A 13,221-nucleotide genomic window follows, 5' to 3' on the forward strand; every position below is an offset into this window, starting at 1 on the left:
TTTTTATTCTTCTTCACGTACCCAAACATGGCTTCCAGCCAATAAGTCTTTGTATTCGGCTTCAAATTCCTTTTTAATCTTTTTGAAAACTTTAGGCTCTTTGCTTGACAAATCTTCAGATTCTGCAAAATCACTTTTTAAATTAAACAGTACAAAATCTGTTAACAGGGCAGCTTTGACAAAGTCTATGTTGCCATCATATAAGTTGTGGATATGAGGTAACTCCTTATTTTTCGCGACCAAACGAGCCATAATTTTATAGTCGCCACTTCGCATGGCTACTCTATGTTCGTTTATGGCGTCATAGAATGCCCATATCAAAGGTTTTCTTCTCTTAAATTCGCCTTTATCCAAAAGCGACTTAAATGACTCCCCGTCTAATTTATTTTCAGGCAATTTGGCTCCTGCCAATTCACAAAATGTAGGTAAGAAGTCTAAAGAAGAAACTACGGCATCTGAAGTGCCGGTATAAGTTTCTTTGCCAATCCACTTCATTACTGCAGGCACTCTAATGCCAGCTTCGCTGGTCCATAGTTTTCGGCCTTTAAGACCAGCAGTAATTCCGTAATTCTTTTTTGCACCTGGGTATCTGTGCAAAGTTTCTGGCCCATTATCAGAACTGAAGACTATTAAGGTATTGTCAATGTTGTTTTTTTCTAGATAAGCAAGCAAACGGCCAACAGCAATATCTACATTCTCTACATTGGCAAAATATTCTGCCTCTTCTCTAATGTCGGTGTATTGAAGGTATTTTTGAACCAAGTTTTCAGGCGACATTACTGGCTCATGTGGTTCATGAAAGGCCACTTCTAAGAAAAAAGGATTGTTGTTCTCTTTCTTTTCTAGCCAATCAATGGCCTCATCAACTATTATTTGGCTACTAAATCCTATTATCTCACCGACCTCTTCTCCATTTCGTACAAAGTTTTTAGGGTTTTTATGGCTCGGACCGGCATTATTATGTGTTGCCATCCAATGGTCAAAACCAAAATGGTCAGGTTTTGGCTGGGCATCCGAATTGAACTTTGAGCTACCGTGCCATTTACCGACCAAACAAGTGGCATATCCTACTGTTTTGAGCAAAGCTGGTATGGTTTGCTCATGGGCTTGCAAGTGCACCAGATCTCTGATATCCTCACTTTTGTTTGGTGCTGGAATAAAGTCATAAATGCCTGCACGGTTTGGGCTTCTTCCTGTCAATAAACCAACACGAGAAGGAGAGCACACGGGTGCTGCGGAATAGAAATTAGTAAGCTTTATTCCTGTAGCTCCAAGTTTATCTAGGTTTGGGGTTTCTATAAAAGGATGTCCGAATGAGGATAAATCACCATAGCCCAAATCATCGCAAAGCAATACTATAATATTAGGTTTCTTGGCAGCCGAGTGTGGCTCTTCTGATAAGGTAGTTTCTGTTGAATTAAATGAGAAACTAATAAGAATACCTATGAATAAAAAATATTTAATTACGCTTATGTTCATTTTTCTATAATTGTTAATAGGGTAAAAAGTAACAAATAAATATCGGTTGGCTAACAATGGAATTTCCTTTGTATACCTCTTATGAATCATAACTGCCCCTATTTCTTTAAAATAATGACTTCTAACTCTTCCAAGGTTTTCCCTTTGGTTTCTGGCATCATAAAAGCTACAAAAATCAATTGCAAAACCATAGTACCCGCAAAAACTAAGAAAACGACACCGGCACCAATGTTAGGATGATTGAATAAATAGGGTATGGAAGAAGGTATTATGGCAGCCAAAATCCAGTGTGTGGAACTTCCAAACGCTTGTCCAGAAGCTCTTAGGTGGTTCGGGAAAATCTCAGATATAAATACCCAAATTACGGCTCCTTGACCTACGGCATGTGCGGCAATAAACAAAAACAAGAAAATTGGCACTGCCATGCCCGTCCAGCCCAAGAAGAACGCAGCTGAAACAAGGCTTAAGGATATAATGTATCCTGCAGAACCGATATACATGAGCGTCTTTCTGCCGAGTTTATCAATTAGAAATACGCCTAAAAGGGTAAAAATCAAGTTTGTGATACCAATTCCTACGCTGCTTAAAAGTGCAGTGCTTTCACCTAAGCCTGCTTCTTCAAAAATCCGTGGAGCATAATATAGAAAGGCATTTATTCCAGATAACTGATTGAAAAAAGCGATGAGAAAAGCCAAGGTCAATGGAAACCTATATTTCTTTAAGAAAATGTTTTCTGTGTGATCACTTTTATCCGAATGAGCATTTAACTCTTTCACGAGCAGATCTATGTCCGCATCGGGTTCTATGAGTTTTAAAACTTCTCTTGCTTCAGCTTCTCTACCTTTTGACAATAACCATCTTGGGCTTTTGGGTACCTTCAGTGTAAAAAGTACATATAATAGGGCAGGAATGGCTTCAACACCCAGCATCCATCGCCAAGCATTTTCACCCAAATTGCTTAAGAGGTAGTTCGACAAAAAAGCAATCATGATTCCGAATACGATGTTGAATTGATACATGGCCACCAAACGTCCTCTATTTTTTGCAGGGGCTATTTCAGAAATATAAGCTGGTGCCGCAATGGTGGAAGCACCAACACCCAAACCACCAATAAAGCGGGCAAAGGCAAAAAAGTAAGGGTCATTTGCGAATGCGGAGGCGATAGCGGAAACTGCAAATAAAATTCCGATGACAATGAGGGTGTTTTTACGACCATATTTGTTGGTCGGAATGCCACCAAAAATGGCTCCAACCACAGTTCCCCAAAGTGCCATTCCCATTACTACCCATCCATGAAAAGAATCCGAAGATTGCCATAAGGTTTGTAGTTTTTTGTCGGCTCCAGAAATAACGACGACGTCAAATCCGAATAAGAACCCTGCTAGGGCGGCAGTAATTGACCACAGTAAAATTTTTCTATTCATTTTATACTTTTAGGGTTACGAGCATTAGTAAATACTCGTTTTGTCTCGATTCAATATTTCAATTCTTTTTTTGACTTGTTTTAAATAGCCCATTTGTAACGCAAAAAACTAGTGTTTTCTGTGAAATTTTGAGGCTATTCATTCGACTTCAACCTTGAAAATATTTTACGATATTTTGAAATATTTATATTGTTACAATATTAAAAACAATTGCTTTTGAGCAGTATAAAACATGATTCAAAGCGTATAAAATATAGTTCTTTTAAGGGTAAAGACTTATAGAACACTAGTTTTAGTAGATTAATATGCATGAATTGATAGTGTCAATCGGCTTGGATTGTAAGCTTAAAGCTCCTTTTTATGAAAAATGAGCATGAAATGATTAATATGACATCATAATTTAAATGGGTTAAGGTCATTGTTTGTTAATCTTGTGATGTAATTAAACAATCCTATCGATACGATGATAATAAGCGTTAAAAGCATCATGATTTCATTTCTTTTCTTAAGCCTAAAATCAGTAGCATTTTCATATGACACAGGTATAACTACAAAGAATTTAAAGTCGCCAGATGGTAAAATTTTGGTTAGCATTGAGAATCAGGCGAGCGGGTTTTATTACGCGATAAATGTGAACGGGAAATCGATGGTTTCGAAATCTGAAATGTCAATTTTCCCAGATACGGAGGTCAAGATTTTAGAGACTTCTGAGACAAGGGTGCATGAAAATTGGCGTCCAGTCTGGGGTCAGTTTAGCGAAATTGAAAATAATTATCATGAATTAGAAGTTTCACTGCTTTATGAAACCATACCCGTTAAACTTTACATTAGAGTGTATAATGGTGGCGTGGCATTTCGGTATATCGTTGAGGATATTCCAGATAGTTTAAAGCCACAGTTTTTTATGGAATATGGATTGTCTAAAACGAGCCATCTTTATTCACCTGCAGGAGAGCGTAAACCCATAGGTCCCATTGGTCTATCTACCTCGCCAGATTCCTTAAGCAAAGCAAAGTTATTGATGCCATTGCTGGTTGAGGCTAAAAATGAATATTTTATTGCTTTGCTTGAGTCGGACTTGGCAAGTGCTCCAGGCTTTAACGTGATTGATTTTAAATTTGATAAACGGAGAGATAAGCTAATCGGGAAGAATGATTTTGTCGAGCAAGAGGGTAGTTTAGTCACTCCCTGGAGACTTATTTTGATGGAGAAAAATATAGGCGACTTAGTGACCAATACCATACCCCTTAATGTGGCCGCAGCAAATAAAATTGAAGACCCTTCTTGGATTAAACCTGGTAAAACGCTTTGGGACTGGCGAGTACATGGCTACAAAACGGCTGACGGTTTTACGTATGGTATAAACAATGCCAGCTATTATCGATTCATTGATTTTGCGGCTAAAAATAAAATCGAGTATTTCTTAATAGACGATTCTTGGTACACAGATGTCAAGAAAGGGCATATAGAAATGTCTGATAAACTGGATTTGGAAAAAGTGTCTGCATATGCGAAAGAGAAAGGTTTTTCTTTGATTTTGTATTACGATAGGCACAAGGGCATATATGGTGATGAGGAGCTTTTTCCATACTATAGATCGCTAGGAATGAGTGGTATTAAATATGGCTTTATGGGAAAGAATGTATCGTTTTCAAGAGAAGCTATTCGTTTAAGTGCTGAAAGTAAAATGCTTATAGATTTTCATGATAATCCGGTACCCTTTACAGGTATGACCAGAACTTACCCTAATGCTATTTCCAGAGAGTATTGTCATGCACAGCAAGACTCAAGACGTGCTTTTACGCCTGAAGCATTTATCAGAATGGCCCTAATCAATGCTTTGCAAGGCCCATTAGATATGAATAATGGCATTTTTGATATAAGGGGAGTGAATGCTGGTAAAAGAGAGAAAGGCCCTAAGGAATTAAATTCTCTGATTACTACCGTTACAGCCGAAGTGGCCCGAACATTAATTATTTTTAGTGGCCTTGTTTGTATTCCTGATGCTCCAGAGGCCTACACCGAAAAGTTAGATTTATTCGAGTTTATTCAAAAAATGCCAGTAGGACAATGGGATGAGAGTAAAGTCATGCATGCTAAAATGGACGAATATATATCAACAGCCAGAAGGCATGGAGACGAATGGTTTATTGGCTCGGTGCATAGTAAAGGAGGAGGTTTAGATTTAAATCTGGACTTTTTAAAGGATGGGCAAGATTACTTGGTCACTTATTATGAAGATACCGAAAAAACAGACAGTAGGACAAATCCAGAGGCGTATCAAATACGAAAGGGGACTGTTAAAAAAGGAGATGTCATTCATACAAAAATGGTAGCTGGTGGAGGACACTGCATGTGGATTAGACCAAGTAATTAGTATTAAAATCTAAAGAATGAAAGGAATAAGATTATTGGCCCTATTGTTTGGCATTTTCGGCATAAGCGAAAGTGCGAATGCTCAAGAAGGCAGACCGACAACACCAAAAACGAAAAGCACCAATCTGAAATTTCAGTACGTAGAAATAAGTGGTATTGGCAGTGATTTACGCTACAACCGAAGAGATAACAGCGACATTATAAAAGTTGGCGATACCTATTATATTTGGTACACACGTATGGATAGTCCAGTAACTTCTGGCTATTGGGGTACCATTTGGTATGCGACCTCTTCAGACGAAGGTTTCACTTGGGAAGAACAAGGTATGGCACTGAATGTTGGAGAAAAAGGTGCCTTTGATAGTCATTCTGTTTTTACCCCGAATGTTTTGGAGCAAAATGGCAAATATTATTTGTATTACACTGCTGTAAAACCTACCGAAGGAAATGTCAATAATGAATTTGAAGCGAATTCAAACAATGACTTCACAGCCATAGGTTTGGCTGTTTCTGATAACCCAAATGGTCCTTTTATTCGAGCAAAGCAAAATCCAGTTTTAACTATTTCTGATACAGCAGCAGATTTTGACAGTTATAGGGTGGACGATGCTAGTTTATTGGTTCGCGACGGTAAAATATGGATGTATTACAAAGGCAGGTCTGCCAGTCATGGAGAAAAAGGGCCTGGACTAACACAGATGGGTGTAGCCTTGGCAGTCAAACCAGAAGGTCCGTTTAATAAAAATCCCAAACCCGTTTTAGACAAAAGCCATGAAGTCCTTATTTGGAGTCAAGACGCAGGCGTGCTATCCTTGGCTTCTTTTAGTCAGCGTATTTATTTAGCTGCCGATGGATTTAGTTTTAAGCCTCTTTTTAATAATCTGGTGGACATTCCTAAAGCACCTGGTTTATATCGGCCAAGTCTAACAGATAGTTCTAAAAGTGATGATTTTGGTAATTGGGGAATTGCCATGGTTCAAAAAAACAAACAGACTTATTTAATCCGATTTGAAATGAAAAATGAGTAGTGTCTATGAAAAATATTAAAACAAGTTTAACCGCTTTTCTACTCATATTTATCTTGTTTTCTTTTAAGGGAGAATTTAGAAATCAAGTGGAGGAAAAAAAGCCCAATATTGTCCTTATCGTAGTAGACGATTTGGGATATTCTGATTTGGGTTATAGGAAGGAAAAGAAAGGAATTCAAACACCTAATATCGACATGTTGGTAAATAATGGAATGATGTTTACAGACGCTTATGCGGCTGCACCCGTGTGCTCTCCTACGCGTGCCAGTCTTATGACAGGAAAATCACCAGCGGCTTTAAAGCTAACCTGCCATATTCCTGGGGTTACAATGGAAAAGTATTTGACCAATTCAAACAAAGGAAATAAGTTAAAGGAGGCTTATTTTATGGACCATTTACCTCATGAAGAGATTACCATTGCCGAAGCTTTGAAAAATCAAGGATATACCACAGGCTATATTGGCAAATGGCATTTAGGGGGTGACGGCTCTATTTATACCCAAGATGGCATCGTAAATCAGGAGTACTTGCCAAATGCTCAAGGGTTTGATGTTAATATAGGCGGCTGTGCTTACGGTCAGCCTTTTAGTTATTTTTCTCCATATAAAAATGGCACTATAAAAGATGGTCCAGAAGGCGAATACCTTACCGACCGATTAGGTGAGGAATCGATGACTTTCATGGAAGAAAATAAAAATAAGCCCTTCTTTTTGAATTTTTCAACCTACACTGTTCATACCCCTTTGGCAGCTCCAAAAGAAAGCCTAGAGAAATATGGAGGCAATAAGTATTTCGCAATGATAGAAAAGCTTGACCAAAATGTTGGGAAGCTAATGGACAAATTAAAGGAGCTAAATCTGCTTGAAAACACGATTGTTATTTTCTATTCTGACAATGGTGGTCTTTGGGGAAATACTCCGCTAAAAGGATTGAAAGGTACCCTTCATGAAGGAGGAATCCGTGTTCCAATGATTGTCAATTGGGCTGGGAAAGTGAAAGCATCTACGATCAGTGATACCCCTGTTACGAGTGTCGATTTTTTTCCTACCATCCTGGAGTTAGCCGGAGGTTCACCTTCAGATTATGCTCACTTAGAGGGACAAAGTCTGTTGCCCTTATTTTACGGCCAAAATACATTTCCGGAAAGGTCACTTTATTGGCACTTTCCACACCATAGAAAAGAGGGACTCTCCATGGGAGCTGCCATTAGAAAGGGTAAATGGAAATACATATACCAATTTGAAACCGAAGAAGCGTTTATTTACGACTTAGAAAATGACCTAGGAGAACAGACAAATTTAGTACTAGAATATCCTGCGAAGGTGAAAGAACTATCTTCTGAATTAAAACAGTGGCAAAAGAAAGTTAATGCACAGATGCCAGAATTGAATAATTAGAAAATCGGCTTCTGAGCGAATTTTAAGACGCCGTTTTGGCCCCTTTTTCTGCCTGTTCTATGTACTGACTAGGCGTAAGTTTAAATAACTCACGGAAGGTTTTACTAAAGTATGCCGTTGAGTTAAACCCTGCCATGTAGGTGATTTCTTTGATGGAATACTCATTTTTTAGCAATAAATCAGAGGCGTATCGAAGGCGGATCGTTCTGATAAAATAGCTCGGGTTATTTCCGGTAAGTGCATTTATTTTTCTGTAAAATTGAGAACGCCCCAAATGCATATCTTTCAACAGATCCTCTTGTTTAAAATCAAGGTCACTAATGTTTTTCATAACTATCCGTGTTGCCTTATCTAAAAAGGCCTCGTCTAAATTATTAGTGGTGACCTCTCTGGAAGGGAAAACGCCTCCTATTTCAGAGAATCGCTCTCGCAATCTATTTTTTGCAACCAATAAATTATTTATTCGCGATCTCAAAACATTTATCGAGAAGGGTTTTGAAAGGTAACCGTCGGCTCCATTTTCATAACCTTCAATGCGATCTTCTTCTAATGTTCTGGCTGTTAATAAGATGATTGGAATGTGAGATGTCTCTAAATCAGTTTTCATCAATTTACACATCTCAAAACCATCCATTTTAGGCATCATGACATCCGAGATGACTACATCTGGGTGATATTTTTCAATCATTTTCAAGCCTTCTTCGCCATTGACAGCCTCCCTAATTCTGTAAGAACCTTTTAAGTCATTCGTCAAATGTACCCTAAGCTCTTTATTGTCTTCCACGATGAGGACAATCGGTAAATTTTTATCGCTTATTAGTTTCGTATTCGGGTCATCGCTGTTGTCAGACGTGGTGTCGTTTGATATTAACATATCATACTCTACGGCTCTCATAGAATTTATGAGATACTCATTTTTGATATTTTCTACTGTTTTTGGTTTGGATTTAACATCTAAAGGAAGTTTTACAGTAAATTTTGTGCCTTTTTTATGTTTGCTGTCTATGGATATTTCGCCACCATGAAGTTCTACTAATCCCTTTGTGAAATTTAGTCCAATACCCGTTCCTGATTTTGTTTTGTCGATACTATAAAAACGTGAAAATATGTTTTTCTGCTGGTCTATGTCCAATCCAATACCAGTGTCTTCCACAGTTAATAGGATGTAATCTGACATTTCTTTCTTTTTAAAAGAAGGAAATTTAGAAGTACGATTTGGAAGCTTATGCTTTTCTACAGATACCGAAATTGTACCTTCACTGTTAGTGAATTTTATCGCATTTGAAATTAAATTCGTAATGATTTTTTCTACTTTATCAAAGTCAAAAAGGCAGTTGATACTCGCTGGATTACTTTTAAATGTATAGTGGATGTCTTTTTTTAATGCTAAGTCTTTAAACAGTGAAAATATATCCTGACTAAACTTCACGATATCTCCTTTTTCTAATTGCATGGGAGACATGCCTACATCCATTTTTCTGTAATCCAATAATTGATTAACTAAGTGCATTAACCGTCTGGCACTTCTTTGTATAGAGGTTGCGGAGGCTTTTATAGCTTGGGGGTCGTTACCAAAATTAGATAATATTTTATTTACAGGATTTAAAATAAGGGTTAGTGGCGTTCTAAACTCGTGAGATACATTCACAAAAAACTCAAGTTGTTTTTGGTCTAATTCACGCTGCTGGCCTTCTCTTACTTTAAGTGTATAGTAGTGCATTATCGCCCACAATAGGAGTGAACCTATAATAGCATAAAACAGATAAGCCCACCAAGTTCGCCAGATTGGCGGAGTGATTTCAATATTTAGATAGGCGGTTTCGGCCGATTCCCAGTCTCCTGTGGTCGTGGCTTTTACTTCAAAAGTATAATCCCCAAATTCTAAATTAGAAAGATTGACAACTCTGTTGGAACCCAAATTTATAAATTCATTATCCAGCCCTTTCATTCTATAGGCATACTTGACTTGCTCAGAGTTATCAAAATGTAGGGCCACAAATTCTAAGGAAATGTAATTTTCATTATAGTTTAGGGTAAGGTCTTTAGTTTTCGATATTCCTTTATTTAAAAGGATACGACCATTTATAGTATCACCAGCAGAAACGGTTTTATTATTTAGTTTAAATTTTGTTATCTGCGGGTATACCGTGTCCGTGGTCGAAGTTTTAATGTCGTTGGGATGGAAAATATTAAATCCATTTATACCTCCAATGATGATACGTCCATCGCTAGTTTTTTCAATAGATTTGCTTTGAAACTCAGGCCCCTGTATTCCATCATGGACATTAAAGTTTTTGAAATTATCTGTTTTGGGGTCTAGTAATGATAAGCCTCCTTTGGTGGTTATCCATAGCTTTTGGTTATTATCCTCTTTTATTCCTAAAACCAAGTTATTAGGCAAACCGTTTTTAGATGTGTAAGACTTCTCAAGTTTCAATTTAGGGTTTAGCTTATAAACACCATAGTCTGACCCTATCCAGATATTCCCTAAATCATCCTCGGTTACATAATTTATTCCGGCCCCTTCTAAATTATTTTCTTTGATAAGTTTAAATGATATGTCCTTAGGAATATAAGCTTCTAGTTCATCTAATTCTACATAATTTAAGCCTAGCGATGTACCTATAAATAGACGGTTTTTAGAATCGATAAACGTACAGATTACCGAATTACTTACTAAGCTTTTCTCTTTTATATTGTTGTTTTTGTAGGTAGTAAAATGATTGGTTTTCGGGTCAAAAAGGCTGATGCCCTCAGTTCTTAAGCCAAACCATATCCGTTTTAGTTTATCTTCGGTTCCTGTCCATACGGAACTTTGACCTATAGACTTCGGGTCGTTTAAATGATGTAAGAAAGTTTGAAAAGTATTGTTTTTCGGATTGAATTTGTTTACACCTCCGTCCAATGTGCAAACCCATATGCTTTCGTCACTACTTTCAAAGGTGTAGAGGATTCTATTGGAGCTCAATCCGTTAGGTTTACTTTGGTAATGTTTAAAAGATTTTGTTTCTTCATCAAATAGGTTGAGGCCACCGTTATAAGCACTGATCCATATTCTTCCTTTAGAGTCTTCTAAAACCGATTGTACTATCTTTTCATTCAATCCATTAGGGTTACTGGCTTGGTAGTAATAATGTCCAAAAGAATAATTGGTAGGGTCTAATTTGCTTACGCCTTTGTCGTAGCTGCCTATCCAGTATATTCCTTTTTTGTCTTCGAATATTTTTGCGGGTTTGTTGTTGGGAAGCGAAAAAGGATCAGAAATATTACTTTCTATAAGTTTTTGTAGCAGAACTTCGCCTTTATTTTTTTTAAATAAGTATAAACCAAAGGCATCCGATGAAACCCAAAATAACCCATTATGATCTTGAAAAATGTCGTGAATAGGAATGGTTTTATTAACCAAAGAAACATGCTTAAACTCGTTTTCTTTTCTATTCCATAAAATTAGATTAGATAGGTCATTTCCTATCCAGAAATCTCCATCAGCATCTATAAAAACCTTTTTTGGTTTGTGATTGAGTTCATAAGACTTTTGTTTCTGAATCAATATTCTGTCAAAATTATCTTTTGAGGGATTGTATCTATTTAAATGTTGGCCATTCGTTCCAATCCAAATCTTGTTGTCTTTGTCTTTTAAGATAACACTTACGTTATTGTCATCTAAAGATTTGAGGTTGGTTTTGTCGTTTATATAGTATGCGTATTCATAGTTTTTGGCGTTTGCACTGTGATCTCCTAAATCAATTTTAATGATTCCATTATTAGTGGCTACCCATAGTTTTTTAGTGATATCGTCAAAGAATAAGTCGTTTATGATTTTTTGAGTGCTATTGGCCAGTGATATTTGGCGGTAAAGATTTATTCGAGTGAAGGTATTGGTTTGCTTATTATATAAGTTCAATCCATTGTTGGTGCCTATCCATAAATTGCCTTCACTGTCTTCTTCTATGGCATTAATTCTGTTATTACTTAAAGTTCTAGTGTTGTTTAATTCTGATCTAAAAACTTCGAATTCATGGCCATTGTATTTGTTCAAACCATCTATCGTTCCGAACCATAAAAAACCATCTTTGTCTTGAAATATTTCAAAGCATGTACTGCTTGAAAGGCCATTATAAGTATCTAAATTCTCAAACTTTAAATTATTGAATTGCCCAAAACAAATTATGCTTGGTAAAAAACAAAAAAGAAAAAAACACTTCCTTAAACTCATCTTATGCTCAGTTGAGTACTCTTAAAACATTTGATTGATAGTGATTTAATGAATGACTATAGCCCAAATCTACGCCTTAAAATCGAATGGTGTTTCACCTACTCGAAGCTAAGAGCCCTTTGAAAAACGTTAAAATCGGAATGTTTTAAAGAAAAAATTATAGGGTTAATTAATAAATACTTACTTAAAGATGGTGTTTAGTAACGAGAAGTCCTTCAAATTAAAAAAGATAAATCATCTTTGGGACGAATTGCGTTCAATAAGATTTGTATCCATAGTAATGGTTTCAGCAGTCAAAATACCGTCTTGTTTTTTTATGTTTTTAATTAACAATTCCGTAGCCTTAATTCCCATTTCAAAGCCGGGCTGGTCTATCGTAGTTAGGGTAGGGGTGATAACATTAGAAACGGGTTCATTACTAAATCCTACGATGGCTACTTCTTCAGGAATTTTGACGCCCATGTTATTTAATAATTTTATGGCTCCAATAGCCACCTGATCATTGGCACAAAAAATACCGTCGAAGCTTACCTTTTTATCTAGAAGGTTTTTAACGAGGTCTTGACCATCACTTTCCATCAGTCGGGAGCTTATAACATTTTCCGCTCTAAAAGGGATGTTATTCTTAGATAATGCTTCTTTATAACCCCTTAAACGATTCTTGTATATTTCTAACTTTTCAGGGCCAGAAAAATGCACAATGTTTTTACAGCCTTTAGAAATTAAATGTTGGGTGGCGTCATAGCCTCCCTGGAAGTCGTTTATAATCACGTTATTATTCCCCGCTATGTCACAATGTCTATCAAAAAGAACGTATGGCACACCTCGGCTCTTTAAGATTTGGAAATGGTCATAATTTGACGTTTCCATAGAAATGGAAATCAAAACACCATCAACTCTGTTGGCGACCAAGGTTTGTATAATAATTCCTTCCCTTTCTAGCTCTTCTAAAGATTGACAAATGATAACACTGTACCCCGCCTTATAGGCTGTTTCTTCTATACCCTGAATAACCGAAGAAAAAAAGTGTCTAGAGATTCTAGGAACCACCACACCAATACTATTGGTAACGTTTTTTCGCAGGTTTGAGGCCAACAAGTTACGTTGATAGCCCATGCTTTGTGCCATTGCTAAGATCTTCTCTTTGGTCTTCTTTGTGACCCTAGGGCTGTCATTCAAAGCTCTGGAAACCGTAGAACTGTCAATGTTTAAACGCTTAGCAATGTCATGAATGGTAACCTTGTTTATTTCCATCTGAAATTGGATTGGTCTTTTAAGTATCAGGCAAATATACAACAATT

Annotated in this window: 7 protein-coding genes; 3 read left to right on the forward strand and 4 right to left on the reverse strand. The window is 36.9% G+C overall.

What is annotated here, in order from left to right:
- Window positions 1–3 precede the first annotated feature (3 nt).
- Together ACSBFT_RS02650 and ACSBFT_RS02655 are read right to left on the reverse strand one after the other, a co-directional pair.
- Window positions 4–1,479 carry a sulfatase-like hydrolase/transferase gene (locus ACSBFT_RS02650; RefSeq protein WP_489603313.1) on the reverse strand — a complete coding sequence of 492 codons (1,476 nt, stop codon included), beginning with the start codon at window positions 1,477–1,479 and terminating at the stop codon, window positions 4–6.
- 98 nt (window positions 1,480–1,577) lie between these two features.
- Window positions 1,578–2,903 (reverse strand): sugar porter family MFS transporter, encoded by a 1,326-nt coding sequence (locus ACSBFT_RS02655; RefSeq protein ID WP_489603315.1) that lies wholly within the window; start codon window positions 2,901–2,903, stop codon window positions 1,578–1,580.
- A gap of 487 nt (window positions 2,904–3,390) precedes the next feature.
- Between ACSBFT_RS02655 and ACSBFT_RS02660 the strand changes: the two genes are divergently transcribed.
- The 3 genes from ACSBFT_RS02660 to ACSBFT_RS02670 are packed head-to-tail and all read left to right on the forward strand — an operon-like array spanning window position 3,391 to window position 7,704.
- Window positions 3,391–5,280 carry a glycoside hydrolase family 97 protein gene (locus ACSBFT_RS02660; RefSeq protein WP_489603316.1) on the forward strand — a complete coding sequence of 630 codons (1,890 nt, stop codon included), beginning with the start codon at window positions 3,391–3,393 and terminating at the stop codon, window positions 5,278–5,280.
- A 16-nt stretch (window positions 5,281–5,296) separates the two neighbouring features.
- Window positions 5,297–6,307 carry a family 43 glycosylhydrolase gene (locus tag ACSBFT_RS02665; RefSeq protein ID WP_489603317.1) on the forward strand — a complete coding sequence of 337 codons (1,011 nt, stop codon included), beginning with the start codon at window positions 5,297–5,299 and terminating at the stop codon, window positions 6,305–6,307.
- 5 nt (window positions 6,308–6,312) lie between these two features.
- Window positions 6,313–7,704 carry a sulfatase gene (locus ACSBFT_RS02670; RefSeq protein ID WP_463048371.1) on the forward strand — a complete coding sequence of 464 codons (1,392 nt, stop codon included), beginning with the start codon at window positions 6,313–6,315 and terminating at the stop codon, window positions 7,702–7,704.
- 22 nt (window positions 7,705–7,726) lie between these two features.
- On the opposite strand, the gene ACSBFT_RS02675 is transcribed toward ACSBFT_RS02670, so the two are convergent.
- Window positions 7,727–11,920 (reverse strand): hybrid sensor histidine kinase/response regulator transcription factor, encoded by a 4,194-nt coding sequence (locus tag ACSBFT_RS02675; protein WP_489603319.1) that lies wholly within the window; start codon window positions 11,918–11,920, stop codon window positions 7,727–7,729.
- Window positions 11,921–12,154: 234 nt separating this feature from the next.
- Complete coding sequence (locus ACSBFT_RS02680; RefSeq protein ID WP_489603320.1) at window positions 12,155–13,174, reverse strand: LacI family DNA-binding transcriptional regulator; 1,020 nt, start codon at window positions 13,172–13,174, stop codon at window positions 12,155–12,157.
- Between the last annotated feature and the right edge of the window lie 47 nt (window positions 13,175–13,221).

It is taken from the genome of Arcticibacterium sp. SM2516 (assembly GCF_057914865.1).